We start from the raw sequence: 25,323 nt of genomic DNA, 5'->3' as shown, positions 1-25,323 counted from the left end.
CGATAGTCAGCGGTTGAAATCGCAATAAAAGTAAATGCCCGAAAGCAAAAAACATAGCGAAATACCCATACTAGATACTAAACAACTCGAAATGGAATTGCTTGGGAAAGGGGGTGTGCCAGATTCATTAATTCGCTCTAATATTCACCAATATTTTCATATTAATCGAGTAGAAGATTATTTTAGGATGGTGCAATTTCCGTTACCTTCCGATTTACAACCACGTCGAATTACCGTATATTCGTTTTTCTTTCTGACCAAGGGCAAAAGCAGCCGAAGTAGTGGTTTAAATTCATACGATTTTGGCGAAAATACCTTTTATTTCACACCGGCACATCAAATAACCACGCATCGATTTGTCAGAAATGATGTGGAAGGGTTTTATTGTCATTTTCATTTAGAATTATTGGCTCATCAGTTTTCTACAAAAGAACTATTTGCCGAATTTCCATTTTTGCAGTTCAACGCGTACCCTTTGGTTATTATCAATGATGAAGCAAAAAACAATGTGGCTTTTCTGCTCGAACGCCTTTTGAATGAATATAAAGCAGAAAAAGAATGCAGAGTTGATATTCTTCGTGCGTATTTACTCACACTTTTTACCGAATTAAAGCCCTACGTAGAAGCCTCGAAACCCAAAACCATCAATGCGGCATCACATATTACAGAAGAGTTCAAAAAAGCATTGACGAAGCATATTTCTGATAAATTTAAAATTGCCGAATATGCAAATTTACTGAATGTTTCGCCGAATCATCTAAATAAGTGTGTGAAACAAACTACAGGAAAATCAGCTCACGATTTACTTAACGAAATGATCTTACTCGAAGCGAAAGTACTTCTCAAGCAAACTAATCTAAATATAACTGAAATTGCTTATAAAATCGGTAAAAACGAGATAAGCGATTTTGCTCGATTCTTTAAAGCTCAAACTGGCATGCGGCCGAGTGAATATAGAATAGAATGATAAAAAATCTCTCTTTTTTTCATAATTAATAAAACGCGTCTGCATTGCATTTAAGTTTTGTTTGTGAAGTCTCGTTGTGCTGAATCGTGTTTCCGACCAACATTTGCAAGCACATAGGCGGTAAAAAGCTATTTTCAATGTCAGTAATCTGAATATCGAAGATAATATTTTCCCCAAAGCGAATTTTTAATAAATATTATGTTCTAAAAAGTCTAATTCTTCTTGTAAGCTTACCAATTCTGCATTTTTATTTTCTAAAACATAGCGGTAAACTTTTGATAATTCATTGATAAAATCAACGGCTTTGTCTTGATTTTGATAAACCAACGAACTCAAAACACTCAAATTATTAAATAAGAAGTGCGGATTGAGCTGATTTTTAGGTTTTGTAATTGAGCATTGGTACTTTTTGTTTTGTATTTTTCAACTTCAACTAAACTCTGTTTCCAGGCTTTAAAAAACTGATAACCAATATCAATTGCCAAGACTGCAATCGTAACAAAAGTAGCAGGAATAAGCACTTGGCTCATTTTATGATTTAGCACTTCATATTTTCCTGATTTCAAAATATGAATAGTAAACATCAAGAGATACAACAAAAACATTGTGTAAATCAGCGATGATAAAAATTGGGAAATGATTCGTTACATTTAACTGCAATTGTAAAAGGCTTTTTTGCCTTAAAACGTACAATGCAAGAATTAAAATCGGTGTAAGGAACTGGGTCTTTCCCAACGGGTACGCCATTGATATACATTTCAAAATAATTATCTCCGAAAATATAAGCCGTAAAAACCTCTCCATCAGCATCAACGGTTGCGATATTACTGTTCGAAAGTGCAGCCGTCGCAGTCGAGCTATTGGCGTAGCTATGCCCCGAAACGTAGGAATTGTACAAATCAGAAGCAAAAGGAAAGGAGACATTTGTAAAATTAATCTCGGCAGGCAATAACCAATTTTTACTATCTGTTGAAGTAATTGTGCCTAATGCCGCTACTCTAACCCCCGAAGGAAATAAATTAGTTGTTGTGGCCGTTCCTGCTCCTTGTGTTACCGAACCAGTGCCTGTATATGAGCTATTCGTAATAGTTACGGTTTCTGTGCAAGCAGCAAAAACCAATATAGATGATAGCGAAATCAATTTTAGAAATTGGTACTTGGTCATGGTTTTAAATTATTAGATATTTTATGTTTTCTTTGAATGAACAATTAAAACTGCAATTTATAAACTACATTGGGAAACAAACCAAGCTGATACGTCGTCTGTATTGATTGACTACCGTTTTAATAGCTTCAATGAAAAAAACGAGGTTCAGATCAAAAATTCGTTCTCGTTGATTTTCTGAACAGCGAGAACGAGCGTTAAAACACGCAGTAAAGAAACAAAAAAAACATAGATAAATCACTTGGTTTTTTGTTTTAAAAACGAGAAATTTGGTGTATAAATATTTTATTCGATGACAGATTTTTCTACCAAATTAGGGCAGCAACAGCAACTTTTTGCAGTTGAAACCACCGTGAATTCTTCAAATCCGATTTCTTCGGAGACAATCGAGCATCTGAATGATATTATCATGGCTCAGTATGATATGTCTTTATATGAGCGTAGAATTTTCATAAAGGTTATCGAGCAGATACCAACTGATTTGGTTGAAATAAACGGCATCAAGATTTTGAATGAAATAATTGTTGATGCCCGTGAAATCATTGCTTCTAATGGCTTAAAAGGCGAGTCTGCTTATATGGAGTTACAGAAAGCCACCAGCAATTTGATTAAACATGTGTGTAAAATTTCTGAAAAAGATGGTCTCTTGCAAGTAGCTCTTTTAAGTAGTGCCAAATATTTGAAAGGAAAAGGCTTAATTAAACTAAAATTTGACTCGAATTTGCATCCATATTTGGTCAAACTAAAAAATCAATTCAATACTTTTCATCTCGAAAAACTCATCCATTTCAAGAGTTATTATTCTCAATGCTTGTATGAATTATTTAAAAAAGTGCCAAAGTCTAATGGTACTTATACTGCCTCAGTTGAGTTGCTAAGAAATATATTGCGAATCGGTGAAACTGAATATGCTCGGTATTATGATTTTAAACGGTATGTAATTCAGCAGGCTCAAAAAGAACTCGTTGGACATGAAGTGGCATTTCATTTCAAAGAAAAAAAACAAGGGAAAAAAGTGATTGCCATTCAATTTATTTTCACTACAATTTAGCTTTTTTGATGTCATTCAATTTAAAACAACTCAACTTCTTTCATCCCTAATGCAAGTATTTGGGGTAAAAACAAAGATTTTAGACGCTGAAAATCAGGAAAAATAATAGTCATTTGTTCGAAAATATAACTCTGAAAAATGCCTTCTTGATTAAAATTAAACAAAAATTCATCAAGACTATTTGTTATAAATGGCGTATTTTGCCTGTAATTTTTGTACGCCAATTCTGCCAATAAATTAGGCTTATCACCTTTGCTTTCAAGCGTTAGTTGATTCATAAGGTTGAGATAAATTTCTGAATTGGCTTTTAGAAGGTCAATGGCTAATTGTTTTTTCTGATCAAAATACGCAGTTTTGAGTTTACCTTTTTCCTGTTCTTGGTCGGCTAGCTGGGTTTTGGTATCAATCTCAATCTCAATCTTTTTTTGCTGACGTTTCTTTATTTGTTCTTGCTTCTGTTTTTCAACCTGTGGCACTAAATCTGATGTTGCAACCATTTTTTGCAAATAACTAGCAACATCATTTACCCTACCCTTTTTATTTTCATTTAATGTATAATCGACTCCTTGTTTAATTTGAACAAATGGATACTTCTCAAACCAAATCTGAACTGTTCGTAGGTTTATACCGTGATTCTTGACAAGTTCAAAAACTTCATTAATCAAAATTTCAGTGGCATTAGTTGTACCAAAAAGAGAAGTATCATCAATATGTTGGAGATTTTTTTTGTTTTTGATTACTGTAAAACGCAGTGATACAACCTTTTTTCCTTGTTTTATTTCGTCAAAGTCAAAATAAAGCTCCGAATTTTCTTTGAGCTCGTTACGAGCCTGAACAATTACCTTTACTTTAAAATCAAAATAGTTTTTGTATTTGTTTTCTATCGAAAACATTTCTTTTAGATGCTCAACAGTATATTCAAAAGTTTTGAAACGTTCTTTTTCTTTGCAAATTTCATAAAATCGCATGGCATACGAACTATCGAGGCCAAGGATATTACGGATGTCAATTACCGTAAAGTTTTCTTTGAGCTGAAGCAAGAATGGTTTTAATAAACTTGGAAACTCGACTAAGAAAGCACCTTCATTCTCTAAATACATGTAGCCACTAATAAGACTAGAATTTAACTCAACGCCATCATCTTTATAATAGACTCGTTTCCCAATCATTTTCTCAACTTCTTTTTTGAGATGGTGATAAAGGCTATCGCCTTTTGAGCCAATAAATTTTTGAAAATCTTTGACTACTACAATCATCGGCTCAAAACTGTTTTTAGTTGTATCAAGCTTGGCAAGTAGAAATAAAAATAGTTTTGTTTGTATTGGCGTTAGCTCAAACTTGGCTTCAATCAATGGATTCCCTTTTATCACTCTAAAAGGGTCTTTCGATATAGCCACTAAAGCTTGCTCTCGTTTAGAAGTTTCTGGTTGGTTCATGTATTAAAAAACTACTCATGTATAATAGAAGTAGTTTTACAAAAATAGAAGAATAGTATGAATTTAAAAACAAAAACTACTTTTATTTTTTAAAAGTAGTTTTAAGCACCATAGAAGTAGTTTTTAAACACCATAGAAGTAGTTTTAAGCACCATAGAAGTAGTTTTTGACACCATAGAAGTAGTTTTAAGCACCATAGAAGTAGTTTTACTGCTTATAACACATTGATTATCAGTTAGTTGCGAACCCTGAAAGTATTAAAGTATTTAAAAGTTAAAAAAGTAAAACAAAACAGTTGTAAAATACTAAAATGATTAGTTTTATATGAGAAGTCAAAATTATCCTCATAAATGTTTTCCAAAAAATTAAAAATCAAGATAAAATATATCGGCGAGTTATATTATTTTACCACACCATAAAAGTAGTTTTTATAAAAGTGTCTGAAATAAAAGATTTTTTTAAATAACCAAAAAAGACAAAACCACACCATAAAAGTAGTTTTTGTGAAAGATTTATTGATTTTTAAAAGTTTTTTTTGAGACGGGAGACACCATAAAAGTAGTTTTTACAAAATCATACGTAATTACTTTTTCTAATGCTTAACAACAAAGAAAAGAAAGATAGCCGACACACCATAAAAGTAGTTTTATAATATGTAAAATGTTTATAGTGAATTAATTACGTATTTTTTAATAATTTATATGTTTATTAAATACGCTAAAAAAATAGCTCTTGAAGAATAAACGAAGGGTAGTATATTAAGAAAGAAGGGTATTTTGGGACATTTTGTTGTGAGAGAATAAATCGAAAGTAGTTTTAACGAATATAAAACGCTCAAAAGCCGACAGACAGACTTTTGAGCGTTTTTATAATCTGGTTTCAGTTTAAAGCTTCTAAAAATTTACTGAATGCCGTTTTTAAAGCGTTGATTTCTTTAGCAGATTTCGATTCGTAAGCTTTATTTAGCGTATCTGTGAGTTTTAAATATCTTTCATGAATCAATTTATCGTTTTTGTGACTTGATTTTGAAATATTTTGATTGCTTCCTTCAACCGTAAGTTTTTGATAGATTTCTTCTATTTCGTCTAAAGAGTTAATTGGCTCATTTAAGTCTTTGGCTTTGCCTATTTTCTGAATTTTCGATTTTTCAACTTTTACTTGACCAGCTAAAATTTCTTTACGAACCGCTGGAGATAATTTCTCGAGTCCACGAGCGAAATCTGCATCACGACGGATGGTTTTCTCATCTACATTGAAATATTCGCCAAGCTCCTGAGCAGTGGTTTTTTTTGCTGAATTATCCAAATGGACATTTTGCCCATTTGGGAGAATTGCACTAGATTGCTCGATTATTTCATTTGAATTTTCGTTACTAGAAATGGCTGAATTATCCAAATGGACATTTTGCCCATCTGGGGAAATCACATCAGATTCTTTATTTTGAAAAAGGTTATTCGTGACGAGTTTTTTCTCTGTATTGTATCTTAAGCCTCGTAGATATGAGGCTTGTTGTGGCGTAATATTACGACGACTTAATTGAAAGTCAATCATAAAATTCCGTACCTCAGTAATTGACTCAAAATTATCAATTTGAATATTGAATGGAATGTGTAACTCATTACATAATTGAAAACGGTTGTGACCATCAATCAATACGTACACAATATCATCGGGGTTTTCTGATATGTTAATTGCTTGATTGGTCGTTTGCCAAACCTTGAGAGGGTCTTTGCAACCATGTTTTTGAAGATTGTCTTTTAATGCCAAAAACTCAGTTTCGAGCAAAGGGGGAATAAGGTCTTTTAGTTCATCAAAAACTACAATATTTTTCTTGATATTTTCAGTAGAACTAAAACTACCAATGGTATTGGTTTTAAGAGCTTCGACTACTGACCTGCTATTTTCGGCCATTTTTTCGGCCAATGTTTTCTTTGCCATTTGTGTTGATTTTAGAGCTTAGCTACGTTTGTCTAATGATAATAAATATTCTTCTCCCAAATTTTCGTATGAAGTGGCTGCTTCCGAATTTTTATTAAAAGCACTGATTGTAAGGTGGTCAATCATGGCTTTCTGGAAATCAATAAGGTGTTTAATTTCAGTATCAAAAACTTTAAGGTTAGAGAATTGCTGACGAATAAGTTCTTTATATTCTCGATGAATACTATTACCTTTTACCATTGTGAACACAATTCCATCTAATTCGAGGGAAGGATTGAGTAAAGCTCTGACTTCGGCAATACGCTCAAGAAGCACAACTAGGCCTTTATAGGCTAATTGTTCAGGTAGAGTTGTGATAAGGCAGCTATTAGAGGCTTGCATGGCTGTGACTGTCAGAATATTGAGAGAGGGCGGGCAGTCAATCAGAATAAAATCGTAGTTTTTAGAAATTTTACTGATGGCTACCTTCAATCGTAGTTCACCACCGATTTTGTTGCTCAATTCTTTTTCGGCAGAACTAAGTTCAATATCACTAGGAGCAATGTCTAAGTTTTCTTGTACTGGCTGAATAGCCAAAGGCACTTCGAGGTTTAATAAAGAGTGGAAAACTTGGGTTTGGCCAACTCTAATATTGAGCACTTCGCTGAGACTGCCTTGTGGGTCAATATCAATCAGCAATACTTTGAAGCCTTTATTGGCTAATGCTTCGCCCAAATAAGCTGTTGTAGTGGTTTTTCCGACACCGCCTTTGTGATTGATGATTGATATGACACGAGCTTTCTCGAATGCTTCATTACTGAATCCGTATTGAGTAACGATTGGAAATAATGCAGTAAGATGCTTTTCGCTTAGATTTCGGGTACCGCTCAAAACTCCAGATAAGGTGTTTTTTGGTAAACCAGCTTCTCGTTCGAGGGTTGCAACTGATATAGCTGAGCGGCGTTTTAAGAATTTTAGTAGAGTTTCTTGGGTGAGCATTCTTTTTTTTGTTTGAAATATTCAACAAATATATTATTAATGTTGAATATTTCAAACATACTTCAAGCTAATTCTTGGAAATTTTTCTTTATATCATTTGTGAGATTTTGTGCGGCATTTATTTTTTAAATCTATATAAATAAGGAGCTTTGTTTTGAGCTCCTGTAAACTTCTTTTCGAGGCGTTCGAGAACTTTCAATTCTAAGATTTTTTTCTGAAAATTATTCATCGCAAATTGTTTGTCATATATCGCTTCGTATAATTCTTGAACTTCTCGCATTGTGAAAGTTTCTGGCAAAAGATTGAAACCAATTAGTTTTTGGTCAAGATTTTGTCGAAGAGTTTCGAGAGCATAATTCAGAATTTCGTTGTGGTCATGAATCATCTCTGGAATATCTTTGATATTTCTCCATTCAAGATAATCGTCAAGTTCTCCGATTTGAGGCGTGACTTTACTTATTTCAACCAAGGCATAAAAGCCAATTGAAATAAATCTGCTGGTTATCCATTCTGCATCCGTAACATTGTACTTGCGACTAAGTTCAACCATGAGCAAATTTCTAAATTTGCTATCAACTATTCTGTTTTCATCTCCAAAAACCCTAAATTGCTCTAAATAGATATTTTCAAGACTTGTTCGTTCTTTTAAGATTCGGCTTGCTGCGTTATCAATTCCTTCATTTTTCTTGATATATCCGCCTGGTAAATTCCAAATACCCGTTCCAAACCTTGATTTGGAAATCAAAACCTTTAGTTCTTTTTCTTCATATCCAAATATCACACAGTCAATAGAAAGGTTTGAAATATAATTTTCTGTACCAAATTCTCTCATTATTTCAGAAATTTTCTCAAAGCACAGAGGTCAGGTCAATGCTATAATTTTAAGATTTAGTAAATATGATTATTTTGTGAAAAAATAAAAACAAATTTATTGTCTTTTTTTTAGATAATAAATATAATTTTCTATTTTTGTCTTATAATTAAGATTTTACTCATAAATAATTACCATTTTAAACTTTTATCAAATGAAAAATGCACGTTTTTTTAGACTTCTAAGTCTAACTATCTTGATGTCAATGAGCTTGACTGTTTTTTCTCAAAAAAAATGGGGAGGAATGACACTCTACACCGTCCGTAACGAAATGGGCAAAGATGCTAAGAATACACTTAAGCAAGTAGCAGACTTAGGTTATAAATATATAGAAGCAGTAGATTATAAGGATGGTAAATTTTATGGAATGACGCCAGACGAATTAAAATCCTATTTAAAGAGTTTAGGGCTAACACCTATTTCGGTTCACATGGGTTCAATGACTCTTGACAATGCTGATAAATTAATAGCTGACGTAAAAGCTGCGGGTTTTAAATATTTTATTGCTCCAGTTCCGCCAATGGGGATGTTTAAATTTGACCCAAAAACAAGAAAATTAGGTATGGAAGGTGGCGTTGAGAAACTTGCTGAGATACTTAATACGATTGCTAAGAAAGCAAAAGCTGCTGGTTTAGAATTTCTTTATCATAACCACGATTTTGAGTTTCAAGCAAATAAAGATGGTATTGTACCAATAGATTATTTGCTCGAAAATCTCGACCCTAAATATGTAAATTTTCAGATGGATTTATATTGGGTAACTAAAGCAGGTGCTGACCCAGTGGCATACTTCCAAAAATACCCAGGTCGTTTTAAAATTTGGCATGTAAAAGACATGGATTCACAAGAGCGATTTGCACCAGTTGGACAAGGAAAAATAGATTTCAAAAGAATTTTAGATAATAAAAAACTTTCTGGAATGAAATATTATATCGTTGAACAAGACCAAACTTTTGACGGCCTACAACCATTGGATGCCCTTAAAATAAGCAAAGCAGGTTTAGTTAAGTTTGGCTTCAATTAAGCCAAACTTAACTTTGATTTCATTCAATATCAAATAAAAATATCATGCAAAGATTCCTATTGATAATATGCCAAATGCTTGTACTTGGATATACTTATGGTCAAACAGCCAAAGATTCACTAGCAATAATTCAATTGTTAGAAAAAGAAGGGGCTACATGGCGTATGGGTGATGCCAAAGGACATGCAGCATGCTGGGAAGTGAAACCAAACGGACGTGTGTTAATTTCTACAACTGATGGAAGAGCGTTAGATTTTGCATCAGACCGAATTGCAAATGCCCCTGCTAGCATGATGAATGGCGGTGGCTTTTCGATACATTCAAATTATAAAATGAGTATTGGAAATACGTCTGCTTGGGTAGTTCACGATGAAGTTTCGATAGGAAAAGATGGAAAAGAAACGCTTTCTCATGAAGTTAGAATGTTAGAAAAAATTAAAGGCCAATGGAAATTAATTGGCCAATCTAACCATCAATACAAGCCCGAAAAGCCGAAGACTGATACTACAAGTTACATCCAAACGGTTGATATTGTGACTGGTCGAATAGAAACTGTATTAGCAACCAACAAACATTTTGAAGCCCCAAATTGGCATCCAGATAATTATTTGATTTTGAATAGCTACGGAAAACTCTATACGATTGATGTAGCTACCAAAAAAATGAATTTGTTGAATACTGGCTTTGCTATAAATAATAACAATGACCATGGTATTTCTCCAGATAAAAAATGGTTGGCAATTAGTAATGTAGATAAAAATGACCCATCGCTAAAACGCTATAAATCAGCTATTTATGTATTGCCGATTTCAGGTGGAGAGCCACGAAGAATTACTTCAGAAGTGATGTCGTTTTGGCATGGTTGGAGTGCTGATGGTAAAACTTTGGCTTATTGTGGAGAACGAAATGGGAACTATGATATTTATACAGTTGGGGTTGAAGGAGGTATAGAAAAGCGATTGACTGAAACGGAAGGCTTAGACGATGGACCCGATTATTCGCCTGATGGAAAGCATATTTACTTTAATTCATATCGAACAGGGCATATGCAAATTTGGCGGATGAATGCGGATGGTTCAAATCCCGAACAATTGACATTCGACGAAAACTCAAATTGGTTTGCTCATCCATCGCCTGATGGTAAATGGATTGTTTATATTTCTTACCAATCCGATGAAAAACAAGCACATTTATTTGGGAAACAAGTAAAACTTCGCTTAATGGATGTAAAAACCAAAGAAATTCGTGATCTAACCCCTGTTTTTTTTGGTGGACAAGGGACAATTAATGTTCCTTCATGGAGTGCTGATAGCAAGAAAGTGGCATTTGTGAGTTATTCAATAAAGTAGAAATTAGCACATTTTGACACAAATTGGAAATTAAAGTTTTGGCTTTCTGAACCAAGAAAAACTGTGTAATTTGTGTACCATTTTAAAACTCAATAAAAATGAAAAACGATAATTCAAACTCAAGAAGGAAATTCTTGCAACAAATAGGTGCTACAAGTTTGGTGGCAGCATCATCACCGTTTGCTTCTCTTGCAAATCAAGCAAAAGCAGAAGAGCGAATTTTGCAATATGACAGAAAAATTACAGCAAACGACAAAATAAGAATTGGTGTAATTGGTTACGGAGTTCAAGGGCATTTTGATTTGAATACTGCCCTCAAAGTGCCAGGTGTAGAATTAGCAGGAATTTGTGATTTATACACAGGCCGAATAGACAACGCCAAAGAAAAATATGGCAACGACCTATTTACGACCAATAATTACAAGGATATTTTAGATAGAAAAGATATTGATGCGGTTTTGATATGTACAACGGATGTTTGGCATGCCCGCATTACGCTTGATGCACTAGCGAAAGGCAAGCATGTTTACTGTGAAAAACCGATGGTTTATAAAATCAACGAAGGTTATCCTGTAATGGCTGCTGCCAAAAAATCGGGTAAAGTGTTGCAAGTAGGTAGCCAAAGGGTTAGTAGTATAGGTTATGCCAAAGCAAAAGAATTGTTGGCGGCTGGTGAAATCGGAAAACTCAATATGGTAAATGCGGTATATGACCGTCAAAGTTCGATAGGTTCATGGGAATACACAATTCCGAAAGATGCCGATGCCATGACAACCAACTGGGATAAGTTTATCGAAGTTACCGAAAAAATGGCTTTTGATGCCAAAAAATTCTTTTGGTGGAGAGCATTTAAAGAAGTTGGAACTGGCGTTGCAGGCGATTTATTTATTCATTTGCTTAGTGGTTCTCATTTTATTACAAACTCAAAAGGGCCTGAAAGTATTTATAGTACAGGTCAATTAAGTTATTGGAAAGACGGCCGTAATTTACCTGATGTAATGTCAGGTGTGATGCAATATCCCGACAGCCCCGAACACTCAGCTTACCAATTGACTTTACAGGTGAATTTCATCAGTGGAACAGGCGGACAAGAAGTAATTCGTTTAGTAGGTTCAGAAGGAATTATCGATGTTATCGGTAATAATATTACTGTTAAACATAGCCTTATGCCCGAAGCTCCAGGTTTTGGTGGATATGATTCATTGTTTACTTTCTCGAAAAGTATGCAAGATGAAATGCAGAAAGAATATGATGCAAAATGGACGCCAGAACAAAGAAAAAGAAAGACAAAAGAAGATATAATATTTAAAGTTCCTGCTGGTTATGATGACCATTTAGACCATTTTACTAATTTCTTTGATTCGATAAGAACGGGTAAAAAAGTAATAGAAGATGCTGAATTCGGTTTTAGAGCAGCAGCTCCAGCATTGGCTTGTAACGACAGTTATTTTAGTAAAAAAATTGTACATTGGGATCCTGTAAACTTGAAACTAAAGTAGTTCATTCACAAATATACGGCTACTAGAAAAAATTTCAGTATGACAATTGATTATCAATACAAAAAGTAATAAATAAGGCTGCTCGGTGAGGGCAGCCTTATTTATTTATAATCTTCTTTTAGGATTCTATATGCAATCCCAATAAATCCTTGGCCAGAAGGATGTTTTTTTGCAATCTACCTATTACCTCAATGATGCCATTCTTAAATGAAATTCCATTATTTTTTTGCAAAAGGGGCTTCAACAACAGCCTGTAAAGTATAATCTTTGATAACTTTAACTACATCCTTGCAGCCCAATTTTTCGAAAGACATATACACTTGATTAGCCACAAGGTTATTGATTATATTTTTAACAAATCGTAATTGAAATAAGAATTATAATTCGTTTTTCTGTTGTTTTTTTATTTTTATTTCTATATTTACATCAAAATAAGAATTATAGTTCTGTTATGAGTTTTGGAAAAATTATAGAAGAACGACGAAAATACCTGCAAATTCGACAAGAAGATTTGGCAGAGTTGTGTGATATTTCAGCAAAATCGATTCAGAAAATAGAAAACGATAAAGCAAATCCAACACTAAAAACGCTACAAAAAATATTGGACGTGCTTGGAATGGAAATGAAAATAGGTATTAAAAAACTAAACAATGAAAGCTGAGATTTATTTCAATCATATTTTGGCGGGAATTTTAGAAAAAAACGAAAACAATTATACATTTTCGTATGACGAAAATTATCTAAAATCTGCATTTCCAGCAATTAGTTTTTCGTTTCCCAAGCAATCAAATTTGTTTCAATCAAATGCTCTTTTTCCTTTTTTTAGCGGACTTTTGTCAGAAGGAATCAATAAAGAAATTCAATGTAAAGCTTACCAAATTGATGAAAATGATGAGTTTACTCGATTGCTGAAAACTGCCAAAAATGATACGATTGGAGCAATAACGGTTCAAGAAATATGAATAAATGTTTGTCATCATATAAGTTGATTAAGAATATAGGTTTTTCGGCGAAAGCCTTAAAATTATTATTTGATGGTAAAAAAGTTTCATCATATCTTGATTTTGAAACGCCTGATTTTATTTATAACAATGATTTTGAGTATAATATTAGGCAAATTTCGATTTCGGGCGTTCAGGTAAAGTATTCTTTAAAATTAGAAGAAAATACATTGAAATTGACCGAAGTAGGAGGGAGGTATATATTGAAACCGATTCCTGTTGGAAGATTTCAGTTTTTGGAAATCGCTCCTGAAAATGAGCATTTGACAATGCAAATTGCGTCACAGATTTTTAGAATTGAAACCGCCGAAAACACCTTGATATATTTCAAAAACGCACAACCAGCGTATTTGGTCAAGCGTTTTGATATAAAAGAAGATGGCACAAAATGGCTGCAAGAAGATTTTAGCCAAATTAAACAAATTAATAAGCAAAGTACTGGTGAAAACTATAAATACGAAGGAAGTTATGAAGAAATTGCTACCTTAATAAAGAAATATTGCGGTGCTTGGCAAATCGAAATCGAACGTTTTTATAAGGTTATTTTATTTAATTACTTGTTTTCAAATGGTGATGCTCACTTAAAAAACTTCTCGCTAATTCAAACCAAATTTGGCGATTTCAGGCTTTCGCCAGCGTACGATTTACTGTGTACGTTTCTTCATACACCCAACGAACCCGCCATGGCTTTAGATTTATTTGAAAATGATTACTATTCAGATTCTTATAATGTTTTGGGTTATTATAGTTATAATGATTTTTTTGAATTTGGAATTAAAATTGGCATTCCAAAAAATAGAGTTGAGAGAATAATGCATGATTTTTCAAACAAATCATCGGCAGTAAGAATGATGATTGATAATTCGTTTTTTGATAAAAAAACGAAAGAAATTTATTGGAACCAATATCAACATCGTTTGACAGGCTTTCTGTATAAGTTATAATTTTGTTTTAATACATTCATTATAAATTAAACTATAAACTACTGGTTTTGCCCTTAGCAATACTACAGAAGTGATAAATTAATGCCACTTGAATCAATCTTTTTCAATTTCAAAATGCACTTTTATATCACCAGTTCCAAGAGCATTTACAAGTCCTGTCACATCATCAATTTTTCCGATTTTGGTATAACTGTACGATGTAGAAAAGCCTTTGTAAAAAAGCACGAGCGTATTAGAACCGTACATCATCAAATCTCCAGCTTGAATATTTGCTGGCACAGAGGCATTAATCGGAACACTTTTGGGCAATTGAGCAAACTTTTCATTGTTGTTTAGCTCGTTCATGTTTAGCGACAAAGGCAAAAGAGCTTTGAATGCAGCGGCCGTTGGGTTGTCTGAAAGCGTGGCGGAAAAAGTTTTTTCACCAATTTTAATTTTTAATTTATTGCTGTTTTTTGTGTTTTTCTGTATAATTTGTTCAGAAAGTTGTTTTTCATTTGAAGAAACTTTGGTTTTGAAAGGCACCATACTGCATAAAGTAAAACAAAAGAAAACCATCATCTAAAGTAGAATTTCGAACTTTGCTACTTTGTTGTTGATATTCAGATTGTAAATTTTCATTTTCTCCTATGTTTAGTTTACTTTCTTGTAAATCTTTTTGAAATTATAATTCAGTGTTACATTCCACATAAAATCTTTATTTCCTGGCACATTAGAAGTAAAAGTTTGGTTGATAGTTGATTGTAAACTGAATGGTAGTTTTTTATGAAGTAAAGCACCTGTAACGGTTAAATAATCACCTTTATGGCCATCGGTATATAAAAAATAGATGGAAGGAAATAGATTAAAACTAAGATTTTTACCCAATCCAATGTTTGTAATACCTGCATTTAGAAATAACACTTGTGTATGTTGCGGACCATGCTTTTGTAAACCATTGCCTTGTAAATACATGGCACTTACTCCAAATTTTTTATTGAATTGATAACTCGGAACAACCTCAAAAGCCAAAAAACGTAACATTTCAGTAATTTCTTTGGTTGTTCCATTTTCTGTATCTGTTCGGCGAATGAGCGTAAATGCAGGATGCGTGCCAATTCTTAAACCAAACTTCTTATTATCAACCAATCGGTATCGTAACCACCAGATTAAACCGCCATTTTTGGCATCTGGCACCAAACGAATATCTGGCTCAAAACTAAAATTCTTTTTCCTGAAAGATAAATTGGTCACAAAAGCCGAATGATTCAGCGAAAAAGTAGGAATAATAGAAAATCCATTATTGGTAAATCCAACTGAACCCGAAAAAGTAGATATATTTTTGGTGCTATCTGCTGTTTGGGCATTAGCTGTTTGAAATAAGATTGAAAGCGTTAGGAAAAATAAAATAGTGTATAAATGTTTCATTTAAAGACGGTTAAAAAATTGGTAATTAAGATTTTTGCAAAAGTACGAAGAGTATTTGCAATTACTTTTATACATTTTACGGTTTTACTTACCAATTTTACAGATGAACATACAATTAATGTTTTTATACATAGTTTTGGTAAAAAAAACACGATGATAATCTACGATACAATAAAAAAGTATAGTGAGATATTTAACAATAAAACGTCTCATCCACTTATCAATTTAGTGGATTTGAACAAATCAAATCCTTTAGAAAGAACTAAGTTTATGCTTAGTTTTTATGCCATTATTATCAAAGAAACTCACTGTGGAGACATTCGTTATGGAAATAAATACTACGATTATAGTGATGGCAGTATGGTCTTTTTTAGCCCGAATCAGATAATTTCCAACGAACCTGAAGGCGAATTGCATCAACCTTATGGAAAGGCCCTGATTTTTCATCCTGACATCATTAAAGGCACAAGTTTAGGCAAGCAAATTCACGAATATTCTTTCTTTGGTTATCAATCAAAAGAGGCTTTGCATTTGTCAGATAGAGAAAGAGAAATCGTGAACCATTGTTTTGAGAATATTACAATTGAAATTAATCAAAATATTGACCGACATAGCAAAAAATTGATTGTTGCAAATCTTGAATTGCTTTTGAAGTATTGTTCTCGTTTTTACGACCGTCAGTTTATTACTCGTGAAAACACCAATCACGGAATCATTGAGCAGTTTGACTCTTTATTAAAGGAATATTTTTTTAGCGAAAAACTCAAAGCGGAAGGATTACCATCAGTTGCTTATTTTGCCGATGAATTGCATCTTTCTGCCAATTATTTTGGTGATTTAATCAAAAAAGAAACAGGGAAATCGGCTTTAGAACATATTCAAACTCATCTCATTGACCTTGCCAAAGAACGAATTTTTGATACCAGCAAGTCACTTAGTGAAATCTCTTACGAATTAGGGTTCAAGTACCCACAGCATTTTACTCGTTATTTTAAACAAAAAACAGGCGTTTCTCCAATCGAATACCGTGGATTAAACTAAAATTGATTTCATTTCAAGTAGGTTATGAGAGCGTCTTGACTTTTGGCAGTAGAGCCTAATTAATAATCTAATGTTCTCATTTTTCCAAAGTCTCCATTAACATCGAATAAAACTTTTCGGGTTGCTCATACATAGGAAAATGCCCACAGTGGTCTATCCATTTTATTTTAGCTCGTGGTGAGAAATGCTTGTACTCATCTGTAAGAAAAGCTAAAGGGTCTTCTTTACATGTGATGATGGTGATAGGCATTTTTAGGCTTTTGAGTTTAGTGGAAAGGTCAAAATTTTGCTTTTTTTGGTCGTTCCTTAGCAAGGTGAAAGTAGTATAATTATTTGCTCCTCGCATTATTTTCTGTTGTTTCCATGCCAAGTTTGTGCTGTCGAATGTATTATATTTTACGCCCAAAACTGCTATTTCAAATCGGTCATTATTCGTCCATTCTGACCAATTTTTATCACTAATTTCGTAAAATCTTTTTAGTTCAGTAGAATCAAGCTTTGCTAATCTATTTTCAACTTTTTTTTTGTCATTTTCGGCTGAAATTCTGATATCTCCTACCCCTGTTAGAGCCAACATTTTAACTTTTTTAGGATATATAATAGCGAATGCCGAGGCATATACGGCTCCCCAAGAATGGCCGTAGAATTTAGCTTTTTTGATTTTTAAGCTGTCCATTACATATAAAATATCTTTTAAATAGGCATCCATGTTGATAGAGTTGGAGTCTAACGCTTTAGGCATAGAGCGTCCTGTCCCACGTTGTTCTAACAATATTGCCTGATATTTTTCTCCGATTTTGATTGCAACATCTTCTTCTTGCATACAATTATTGCCTGGTCCACCACTAAGTACAAAAACAGGCTCACCATTCCCATAAATATTAAAATGTATGATACTACCATCATAAAATTTGTTTTGAGCAAAAATATCAGTCGAACAATAAAACAAAAAAAGATAGAATAAAGTGTTTTTCATAAAATTTTCATGATGTTCTTGTAGTGATTAAATATAATAAATTGATGATTTTTTTATTCTTCCAACGACCTGCATTTTGGAGTAGATTTAAAGTTAATTTACGGTTCGCCGATGCGATTAATTATCAGACCTTTACATAATGCTTCGGGTTGATGAAAACGAACTTTGAACACCAAAGCTGATAAAAGACACCCGAAAATGGTGTTTGCTAAGGACTCGTAGAACTTGTTCTAATCAAATATCCTCTCACCAAATCTGCATACCAGGTTCTGAATGACCCCGTTGAATTTTTTTTTTATAAGAGCAAAATCAGATTGGTTCAAAATTATTTATAGTGATGTATCTTATAAAAATGTTTTAAAGAAACACCGTTTTGGTGGGTCACAATTCAGCAACATTTAGCAAATCAATGTAATAGGTTCTATATATTTCTTTGTATTTTTTAGATATTTTTAAAAACTTTATTTTTCACAAAGTTCTTTCAATCTGTCGAGTGCTTTTGGGTAGGTTTGATTCATATATGTTAAAAAATCTTCATCTGTGTCTAATTCAACAGTAACAATTGTAATTCCATTATTTTCTTCAAAGGTATAATTTTCAAATCCGTTTGCCCATTTTTCTACTTCTGGTCCTTCTGTAATTTCCTCATCAGCTTTTAGAATACCATAGTGTTGAATTGAAACAAAATGATTGGGAATATTTTCAGCTATCTTGGAAATCATACCTCCCTTTTCTCCATTCTCATCTACTCCCAAAAAAAGAATTTTATTCCCCTTTTCCCAACGTCCTTCATAAGTTGATGTTGGGTTAAACACGGAGGTCCACTGCTCATAAGTTGTTTTACTATTAGTGCCAAGCATAAAATTATATACCTTGGTCAAAGGTGCTTTGATGCTTACTTTAAATTGTAACTTTTTCATAATATTAATATGGGTTTAAATTAATATATCGAGTATTTATTTTTCAATTTTTTAGACGCTGCTCAACATAGTCTATAACTTATAAATATCCAAAAGTTTTGTTCTATTTTTTGTTTCGCAGAACAAATTTTTCTAATGCTTGCATTATAATGTTAGGTTAATTTACGGTTCGCCGCTGCGATTAAATATCAACCCTTTACAAATGTTATATGTTTGATATAAACGATTTTACACACCAATGCTTTCAAAATGTTGCCCAACAAATAAAGGTGCTAAAGACTAAAAAGCTAATAACCTGCTCTAATCAAATGTTAAAAACCAAATCTGCAAACTAATATCTGAAAAAATAATTCAAATGGCGACCTCGTGAAAAACAAAAGAATTTATTATTCAGAGTGAATACCTAGCTAATAGAATGTTGACTGGCACGCCAACACTCCAGATAATTGCAGCGATGCTTGAGTGAATACCTAGCTAATAGAATGTTGACCCAGCCGAAATACTGAAGCATTTTGCTGAGAATAAACGCTTGATAACATCGCTTTTATGCAGTCGCATAAGCTTTTGAGCTAAAAACTGTCAAACTATTTTTGCCGCATACGCGTTTAATAAATCTAAAATTCTATCTCTTCTTTGGTTTGGTAACATTTTGCAATTTTGAAACTGTTTGCTGTTGAGAGTATGATTTCGGTGTTTAGTTGTAACCCAAAACCTCGAAAATATTTTATCGAAACAAAAATAAAAGAAAATAAAGGAAAATAAAAGAAAATATTTGAAAGTATAATGTTTGTTTTTAAGTTTGTATTCAAAATTAAGTTAAATTAATTCTTGAAAAAATACATTTAACCCTGAAAAATGAAAAAAAGTACATTCTTTTCAAAAAAAATCAAAAATGCATTATTACGAACGGTGCTTTTAGTATCACCTTTTTGGGCTGATGCTCAACGTCGTCTGAGTAATGTCACTTCGCCAGAAGTTTTACCTGATAATTCGGTTATTTTTAGAATCAAAGCTCCCAATGTTACCAAAGCACAAGTGGTAGGAACTTGGAATCGAAGATTCAAACCTGATGAAATGATAAAAAAAGATTCGGTTTTTGAAGTAAAAGTTGGTCCAATTCCTTCTGATATGTATGAATATGACATTGTTTTAGATGGAATTCCAGTGCTCGACCCTCTCAACAAAGCTGTTACTCGTGACGGAGCATATATTCAAAGCCGTTTGTTGGTTCCAGGTGGTTTAGGTGATATTATTGATGTAAAACCTGTGCCACATGGTGATTTGAAAGCGGTTTGGTATGATTCGCCAACAGTTGGAACGTCTCAAAGAAGAATGTTTATCTATACACCACCCAATTATAATAAAAGCAATAAAAAATACCCTGTTATGTACTTGCTACATGGTGGCGGTGGCGATGAAGAGGTTTGGGTAAATCGTGGACGAGCTAATTATATATTAGATAATCTGATTGCCGCAGGAAAAGCTGAGCCAATGATTGTTGTGATTACGAATGGCGATGTAAATAATGTAGGCTCAGTGCTTGACCGTCCAGCGAATTTGTCTAAAAAAGATAATACTGGCATCGGTGCAATGGCTGCGGGTGTATTCGAGAAAAGTTTAGTAAAAGATGTAATTCCTTATATTGAAAGTAATTATCGGGTAATAGCCGATGCTGACCATAGAGCTGTTAGAGGTTTTTCGATGGGTGGATTTCATACACAAAATATTACAAATGCTAATCCGTCGATGTTTAAATACATTGGAGTTATGAGCATGGGACTTTGGTCTGCCGCAAGAAATGACCCTAATTTTGATAAAGCAGGATATATTGCTCAATTGAAAGAATTACAAAGAAATAATCCAAAAGTTTATTGGATTGGCATGGGGACTGACGATTTTCTCTATAATAGTGGTGTAGCATTGAGAAAGGTATATGATGAAATTGGTTTCAAATATACTTACAGAGAAAATATCGGAAACCACGATTGGAACTCATGGCGTATGTATTTATCTGAATTTGGACCTTTGTGTTTTAAATGATTTAAGTTGCAAAATAGAACGCTAATGGCTATTGTTATAACTGATTTACGCCGATAAATATTAAAAAATCAGTGTAAATCTGCATTGCTAACATCTGTGTTATCTGCGTTCGATTAATTACATTTAATTTTATAAAAATGGATAAAATTTTAAAAAAAACTATTTATTATTGATGTGCAATAAGTCTAAGTTTCTGGACAGTTCTAAAAACTTGTGTATATATATATCATGTATGAAGAATAGTCAAAAAAGTTGGATTTGCATCAAAGTTTGAATTTACTTTTGGGGTAGTTTACTCAAAAATAGTTGGTGGAAAAATTGGAGAAAGGTGTTATATTTCCCGTCGAAGTTGCTCTGGTGGAGGCTAACAAATCAGCAATAGAATTGGCGTGTAAAGGCCACAATGTAGTTCCTTATCAAGGCTACATTTTTTATTCTGTCGGCACACGTTATGGCTAAAAAACTCATTTTTCGTTAGAAAAGAAGATATCCCATCCCATCTTTTGTTAATTAAATATTATTCACTTTCTCTCCTGCTTTCTTCACTTTCAAGGCTTTTTTAGTAACTTTTAAATCCTTGAAATAACCTATTGTACCACAATCAACGTATAATCCAATATATCCTTTTTTACCTTCACCAAGCATCTTATCTACTACAAATGTGGAGTATTTTGCATCATTAATAAACATCTCTGCTGTTTCTCCATTCACTTCAATTCGCATCTTAATCCATTCATTCAAAGCTACAGGTGCAGAACCTTCATATTTAAAAGGAGCAATTTTGCGTAATGTATCAAACTTAAAGTTTGGATAGGAAAAATACTGAACAGTGTGATTTCTAAATAACTGGTTATCAACTCTTCCAACTTTAGGTCTTACATAAATTGATTCCCAGGCAGAATCATCTTCTTGAATTCTGAAATAAAGACCAATAAATCCAGCTACACCAGAGTAAGGTGGTGGATTTTGAATTTGACTGTACATTTTTACCTCAATTGTTCCATTTTCAAAGTCATTTAAATTTGTAAGTCGAGCATAATGACGGTCATCGACAGTTTTCTCTACATTAGTTGAATCAAAAGGAAACTTCTCAAAATCACGTTCAATCCTAAAAACTTTTTTACCTTGGAAATTGACAATAGAGCCTGTTACGTTGTGAAGTTCAAAGGATTGCTTTCCGAACTTAATGGTTTGTCCGAAGCTTTCAAAAGCAAAAAGACAAATGAGGGATAATAGAATACTTTTGTTCATTGTAAAAGGATTGGATTATGCCATGAATCGAATGTTTACGGCAATGATGAGTTTAAGAATTATTAAGTATTATTTTTGAATATCTATTTGGTAAATTAATGTGATTCTGTTTGTTGTATTCTCTTATCGAGTGTATTTTCATATCCCTTTATAATTTGATTATTAGCCAAACGATAAACGTTTACTGATGATATTTGGACAGTTTCAACACCCTTTTTTAAATTACTTATTAAAAATTTTACATAATATTTATCCTTTTCGCCAAAAATGTCATCTATTTTCCTGTGTACTTCAGAAAAATGATTCTGAATTTTTTCCATAATTGTTAAGTATCCTTTAAGACCTTCAAAAGTTTCTGCTTGATGAGATAAATAGAATAATGCTTGCGGATTAATTAGCTACGGGCTAAGTTTTCATCCGAAGTATTCAAAAATTGCACAAATTGCTTGAAAAATAATTTATGTCCAGCCATGCTCTATTTTTATGCAAAATTATAGTAGAATAGCCCTAAAGACCCTTAACCTATATTAAGAAATAACCTTAATGTAGATTAAGATTTAGTAGATAAATTTTTGCGTATTTTGCTCAAAAATTCAGGAGTAATGCCTAAGTAAGAAGCGATGTGAGTATTGGGTAAGCGAGAAGCCAAATTTGCGTAGTGTTCAAGAAAGCTTAAATAACGTTGTTCGGCCGTAGAACTGAAAGTTTGTAGAACACGGTCTTGTAATTCGATAAATTTATTTTCGATTGTTACCTTGAAAACTCTGTCAAGTTTTAACACATTTAAATACAAAAAATAAAGGTCTTTTTGTTCGATTTGAATAATTTCAGATGGTTCTAAGGCTTCAATGAATAATTTACTTTGTTTTTTTGAGTGGAAACTTCCAAGGTCGGCAATCCAATCGCCTTCGGCAGCAAACTGAATATTATGTTCAAAACCTTTATCATCAACCCCATACATTCTAAAAAGTCCTTGGGTCACAAACGAGTAATGTTTACAAACAAAGCCTTCTTGGAGAATCATTTGACGACGTTTAATTTTTCGTTTAACAATTCTTGACTCAATTAACTTTAATTGTTCATCATCAAGTGGAATGTACTTTTTAAAATGTTTTATCAATGCCTCCATTAGATACTGAAATAGTAAAAATCAAAATTAGAAAACAATTCAAAAGTTTTTATGGTAAACGGAGAGAATATTGTCAAACTCAAAACATAAATCAATCTTTCTAAAAAATCTATTTTAACTGATTTATTTATCAACTTTACGCAAAATAAAGTAACGGCTTTTTAGAAAAAAGTGAAAAATCTACACTTTTGCAGATAATCAATGGAATGTTATTGATGTTTTACAGCAAGATGGGCTTCGCCATTATTGCTCGTGTACGAACCCTTTGCACCCTTAGAGTATACCACTCGAACAAGTATTTACCGATGATTATTGTTTCCAACCCATTAAAACACTGATTATTTCTTAAATTTATATAGGTAAGGAGCTTTATTCTGAGCTCCAGTAAATTTCTTTTCAAGCCTTTCTAAAACATTCAAATCTAAGATTTTCTTTTGGAAATTATTCATAGCAAATTCACGGTCATATACTGCTTCGTATAATGCATGGAGTTCTTTCATCGTAAATGTTTCTGGAAGCAGATTAAAACCGATTAATTTTTGGTCAAGGTCTTGGCGAAGTGCTTCGAGTGCATAAATTAAAATCTCGTTATGGTCGTGTATCATTTCGGGTATGTCTTTTATACTTCTCCATTCAACACATTCATCAAGTTCGCCTACTTGCGGGTTTACTTTACTGATTTCTACTAAGGCATAAAAGCCAATACATACAAAGCGATTGGTTATCCATTCGGCATCTTCTTCGTTGTATTTTTGAGTAATATAGGGTAATAATAATTCCCGAAATTTGCTTTTAATGATTCGATTTTCATTTCCAAAAACCCGAAATTGTTCTAAATATATATTTTCGAGGTTGATACGTTCTTTTAAGATTCGGTTGGCAGCATTTTCAATACTTTCTGTTTTTAAGATATAACCACCAGGTAAATTCCAAATTCCTTCGCCAATTTTTTTCTTGGCAATCAAAACCTTCAATTCTTTATTTTCATAACCAAATATTACACAGTCAATTGAGAGGTTTGCAATATATTTTTCTGTTCCGAATTTCTTCATTTTTATTAATCCTTCATTTTAAATCATCTACACAAAAGTACGTTTATAAGATTGTATTTTAAAACACTTATTATAATACAAATCAAAGATAAGATTATATTATTTTTTTATTATCTTTTTTTTAGAAAATAAAAAATAGTTTTCTATTTTTGCTTTAAGAATAAGAAATAGAACTATTTCGGATGAATCGAATATAGTTTTTCAGATAGAGTTTGATGATAGAACAAGCACTGATAAGTTTTATTAGTCAATATCTAAAATTCACTTATTCGTTATCAATTATCATCTAAAACCTTTATCAAATGAAAAACTTGTATTTTTTTAGGCTACTAAGCCTTTCTATCTTGATGTTAATGAATCTCGCTGTTTTTTCTCAGAAAAAATGGGGCGGCATGACACTCTACACTGTTCGTAACGAAATGGGTAAAGACCCTAAAAATACGCTCAAACAAGTAGCCGACTTGGGGTATAAATACATTGAAGCAGTAGATTATAAAGATGGAAAATTTTATGGAATGACTCCCGATGAGTTTAAGTCGTATCTTAAAAGTTTAGGATTGCAACCCATTTCAGTTCACATGGGTTCAATGACGCTCGATAATGCAGATAAATTAATTGCTGATGTGAAAGCTGCTGGTTTTAAATACTTCATTGCTCCAGTACCACCAATGGGAATGTTTAAATTCGACCCGAAAACAAGAACTTTGGGTATGGAAGGAACAGTAGAGAAATTAGCCGATATTCTAAATACAATTGCTCAGAAGGCTCACGCAGCAGGTTTAGAGTTTCTTTATCATAATCATGATTTTGAACTTAAACCCAACAAAGATGGCGTTGTGGTATTAGATTATTTATTAGAGCATCTGGACCCTAAATTCGTAAACTTTCAGATGGATTTATATTGGGTAACAAAAGCTGGAGCCGACCCAGTGGCATATTTTCAAAGATACCCAGGACGCTTTAAGATTTGGCATGTAAAAGACATGGATTCGCAAGAGCGATTTGCTCCAGTTGGACAAGGAAAAATTGATTTCAAGCGAATCTTGGCTAACAAAAAGCTATCTGGAATGAAATACTACATTGTAGAACAAGACCAAACATTTGATGGATTACAGCCATTAGATGCCATCAAAATCAGTAAAGAAGGCTTAAAAAAGTTTGGCTTTAATTAATCCGTATTAGTTTTTGAGTTTCAACAAAAATCCCATTAATAATTGAGTTTTTTGTTGGTGCTTCCCTGACTATCGTCTGGGCTAATATTCTATTGCCTAATAAGAATGATAG

26 protein-coding genes are annotated in these 25,323 nt (G+C 32.9%); 11 read left to right on the top strand and 15 right to left on the bottom strand.

What is annotated here, in order from left to right; translation table 11 throughout:
* The first annotated feature begins 34 nt into the window (after positions 1-34).
* On the top strand, positions 35-967 hold the full coding sequence (locus MJQ71_RS19565; RefSeq protein WP_238808630.1) for a helix-turn-helix domain-containing protein: 933 nt from the start codon (positions 35-37) through the stop codon (positions 965-967).
* Between the two features lie 186 nt (positions 968-1,153).
* On the opposite strand, the gene MJQ71_RS19560 is transcribed toward MJQ71_RS19565, so the two are convergent.
* Genes MJQ71_RS19560 through MJQ71_RS19550 form a run of 3 tightly spaced genes read right to left on the bottom strand, consistent with a single transcriptional unit; the run spans position 1,154 to position 2,132 of the window.
* A complete protein-coding gene (locus tag MJQ71_RS19560; protein WP_238808629.1) occupies positions 1,154-1,312 on the bottom strand; it encodes a histidine kinase in 159 nt (52 codons plus the stop codon).
* On the bottom strand, positions 1,309-1,572 hold the full coding sequence (locus tag MJQ71_RS19555; protein ID WP_238808628.1) for a hypothetical protein: 264 nt from the start codon (positions 1,570-1,572) through the stop codon (positions 1,309-1,311). Before MJQ71_RS19555 ends, MJQ71_RS19560 begins: the two co-directional genes overlap by 4 nt.
* An 8-nt stretch (positions 1,573-1,580) precedes the next feature.
* Positions 1,581-2,132 (bottom strand): hypothetical protein, encoded by a 552-nt coding sequence (locus MJQ71_RS19550; protein WP_238808627.1) that lies wholly within the window; start codon positions 2,130-2,132, stop codon positions 1,581-1,583.
* A gap of 292 nt (positions 2,133-2,424) precedes the next feature.
* Between MJQ71_RS19550 and MJQ71_RS19545 the strand changes: the two genes are divergently transcribed.
* The gene (locus MJQ71_RS19545) at positions 2,425-3,183 is read left to right on the top strand and encodes a replication initiation protein (RefSeq protein ID WP_238808626.1); all 759 of its coding nucleotides are present in this window, start codon (positions 2,425-2,427) and stop codon (positions 3,181-3,183) included.
* A gap of 20 nt (positions 3,184-3,203) precedes the next feature.
* On the opposite strand, the gene MJQ71_RS19540 is transcribed toward MJQ71_RS19545, so the two are convergent.
* The 4 genes from MJQ71_RS19540 to MJQ71_RS19525 all read right to left on the bottom strand — a co-directional run bounded on the left by MJQ71_RS19540 (position 3,204) and on the right by MJQ71_RS19525 (position 8,367).
* The gene (locus tag MJQ71_RS19540) at positions 3,204-4,619 is read right to left on the bottom strand and encodes a replication initiation protein (protein ID WP_238808625.1); all 1,416 of its coding nucleotides are present in this window, start codon (positions 4,617-4,619) and stop codon (positions 3,204-3,206) included.
* A gap of 879 nt (positions 4,620-5,498) precedes the next feature.
* The gene (locus tag MJQ71_RS19535) at positions 5,499-6,557 is read right to left on the bottom strand and encodes a ParB N-terminal domain-containing protein (RefSeq protein ID WP_238808624.1); all 1,059 of its coding nucleotides are present in this window, start codon (positions 6,555-6,557) and stop codon (positions 5,499-5,501) included.
* Between the two features lie 18 nt (positions 6,558-6,575).
* Positions 6,576-7,535 (bottom strand): ParA family protein, encoded by a 960-nt coding sequence (locus MJQ71_RS19530; RefSeq protein WP_238808623.1) that lies wholly within the window; start codon positions 7,533-7,535, stop codon positions 6,576-6,578.
* Between the two features lie 118 nt (positions 7,536-7,653).
* Positions 7,654-8,367, bottom strand: a complete 714-nt coding sequence (locus tag MJQ71_RS19525; RefSeq protein ID WP_238808622.1) for an NUDIX hydrolase — start codon at positions 8,365-8,367, stop codon at positions 7,654-7,656.
* Positions 8,368-8,560: 193 nt separating this feature from the next.
* On the opposite strand from MJQ71_RS19525, the gene MJQ71_RS19520 reads away from it, so the two are divergent.
* The 6 genes from MJQ71_RS19520 to MJQ71_RS19495 all read left to right on the top strand — a co-directional run bounded on the left by MJQ71_RS19520 (position 8,561) and on the right by MJQ71_RS19495 (position 14,223).
* The gene (locus tag MJQ71_RS19520; RefSeq protein ID WP_238808621.1) at positions 8,561-9,430 is read left to right on the top strand and encodes a sugar phosphate isomerase/epimerase family protein; all 870 of its coding nucleotides are present in this window, start codon (positions 8,561-8,563) and stop codon (positions 9,428-9,430) included.
* 44 nt (positions 9,431-9,474) lie between these two features.
* Complete coding sequence (locus MJQ71_RS19515) at positions 9,475-10,779, top strand: TolB family protein (RefSeq protein ID WP_238808620.1); 1,305 nt, start codon at positions 9,475-9,477, stop codon at positions 10,777-10,779.
* Positions 10,780-10,877: 98 nt separating this feature from the next.
* Positions 10,878-12,278, top strand: coding sequence for a Gfo/Idh/MocA family protein (locus MJQ71_RS19510; RefSeq protein WP_238808619.1), 1,401 nt, complete (start codon positions 10,878-10,880; stop codon positions 12,276-12,278).
* A 451-nt stretch (positions 12,279-12,729) separates the two neighbouring features.
* Positions 12,730-12,939: a helix-turn-helix domain-containing protein gene (locus MJQ71_RS19505; RefSeq protein ID WP_238808618.1), complete on the top strand. Its 210-nt coding sequence runs from the start codon at positions 12,730-12,732 to the stop codon at positions 12,937-12,939.
* A complete protein-coding gene (locus MJQ71_RS19500; RefSeq protein ID WP_238808617.1) occupies positions 12,929-13,240 on the top strand; it encodes a HipA N-terminal domain-containing protein in 312 nt (103 codons plus the stop codon). The genes MJQ71_RS19505 and MJQ71_RS19500 overlap by 11 nt, the downstream gene beginning before the upstream one ends.
* A 23-nt stretch (positions 13,241-13,263) precedes the next feature.
* A complete protein-coding gene (locus MJQ71_RS19495) occupies positions 13,264-14,223 on the top strand; it encodes a HipA domain-containing protein (protein WP_238808616.1) in 960 nt (319 codons plus the stop codon).
* Positions 14,224-14,316: 93 nt separating this feature from the next.
* Here MJQ71_RS19495 and MJQ71_RS19490 read toward each other — a convergent pair whose 3' ends face one another.
* Both MJQ71_RS19490 and MJQ71_RS19485 read right to left on the bottom strand, forming a co-directional pair.
* Entirely contained in the window at positions 14,317-14,751 is a 435-nt protein-coding gene (locus MJQ71_RS19490) for a cyclophilin-like fold protein (protein ID WP_238808615.1), read from the bottom strand.
* A gap of 105 nt (positions 14,752-14,856) precedes the next feature.
* The gene (locus MJQ71_RS19485; protein ID WP_238808614.1) at positions 14,857-15,630 is read right to left on the bottom strand and encodes a hypothetical protein; all 774 of its coding nucleotides are present in this window, start codon (positions 15,628-15,630) and stop codon (positions 14,857-14,859) included.
* A 153-nt stretch (positions 15,631-15,783) separates the two neighbouring features.
* Between MJQ71_RS19485 and MJQ71_RS19480 the strand changes: the two genes are divergently transcribed.
* Positions 15,784-16,671 carry a helix-turn-helix domain-containing protein gene (locus MJQ71_RS19480; RefSeq protein ID WP_238808641.1) on the top strand — a complete coding sequence of 296 codons (888 nt, stop codon included), beginning with the start codon at positions 15,784-15,786 and terminating at the stop codon, positions 16,669-16,671.
* Positions 16,672-16,747: 76 nt separating this feature from the next.
* Here MJQ71_RS19480 and MJQ71_RS19475 read toward each other — a convergent pair whose 3' ends face one another.
* Both MJQ71_RS19475 and MJQ71_RS19470 read right to left on the bottom strand, forming a co-directional pair.
* Positions 16,748-17,647, bottom strand: coding sequence for an alpha/beta fold hydrolase (locus MJQ71_RS19475; RefSeq protein WP_238808613.1), 900 nt, complete (start codon positions 17,645-17,647; stop codon positions 16,748-16,750).
* 461 nt (positions 17,648-18,108) lie between these two features.
* Positions 18,109-18,567 carry an SRPBCC family protein gene (locus MJQ71_RS19470; RefSeq protein ID WP_238808612.1) on the bottom strand — a complete coding sequence of 153 codons (459 nt, stop codon included), beginning with the start codon at positions 18,565-18,567 and terminating at the stop codon, positions 18,109-18,111.
* 855 nt (positions 18,568-19,422) lie between these two features.
* On the opposite strand from MJQ71_RS19470, the gene MJQ71_RS19465 reads away from it, so the two are divergent.
* Complete coding sequence (locus MJQ71_RS19465; RefSeq protein ID WP_238808611.1) at positions 19,423-20,607, top strand: alpha/beta hydrolase-fold protein; 1,185 nt, start codon at positions 19,423-19,425, stop codon at positions 20,605-20,607.
* A 510-nt stretch (positions 20,608-21,117) separates the two neighbouring features.
* Here MJQ71_RS19465 and MJQ71_RS19460 read toward each other — a convergent pair.
* The 4 genes from MJQ71_RS19460 to MJQ71_RS19445 all read right to left on the bottom strand — a co-directional run bounded on the left by MJQ71_RS19460 (position 21,118) and on the right by MJQ71_RS19445 (position 24,039).
* Complete coding sequence (locus MJQ71_RS19460) at positions 21,118-21,858, bottom strand: 3-keto-alpha-glucoside-1,2-lyase-like domain-containing protein (protein ID WP_238808610.1); 741 nt, start codon at positions 21,856-21,858, stop codon at positions 21,118-21,120.
* Positions 21,859-21,953: 95 nt separating this feature from the next.
* Entirely contained in the window at positions 21,954-22,178 is a 225-nt protein-coding gene (locus tag MJQ71_RS19455; protein WP_238808609.1) for a hypothetical protein, read from the bottom strand.
* A 230-nt stretch (positions 22,179-22,408) separates the two neighbouring features.
* On the bottom strand, positions 22,409-22,987 hold the full coding sequence (locus tag MJQ71_RS19450; RefSeq protein ID WP_238808608.1) for a Crp/Fnr family transcriptional regulator: 579 nt from the start codon (positions 22,985-22,987) through the stop codon (positions 22,409-22,411).
* Between the two features lie 338 nt (positions 22,988-23,325).
* Positions 23,326-24,039: an NUDIX hydrolase gene (locus MJQ71_RS19445; RefSeq protein WP_238808607.1), complete on the bottom strand. Its 714-nt coding sequence runs from the start codon at positions 24,037-24,039 to the stop codon at positions 23,326-23,328.
* 302 nt (positions 24,040-24,341) lie between these two features.
* On the opposite strand from MJQ71_RS19445, the gene MJQ71_RS19440 reads away from it, so the two are divergent.
* Complete coding sequence (locus MJQ71_RS19440) at positions 24,342-25,211, top strand: sugar phosphate isomerase/epimerase family protein (protein WP_238808606.1); 870 nt, start codon at positions 24,342-24,344, stop codon at positions 25,209-25,211.
* Positions 25,212-25,323: the final 112 nt, after the last annotated feature.

The organism is Emticicia aquatica (assembly GCF_923079645.1).
Classification (GTDB): Bacteria; Bacteroidota; Bacteroidia; order Cytophagales; family Spirosomataceae; genus Emticicia; species Emticicia aquatica.
Note: the sequence above shows the minus strand (reverse complement) of the source record. Positions and strands in the feature narration are given on the sequence as shown.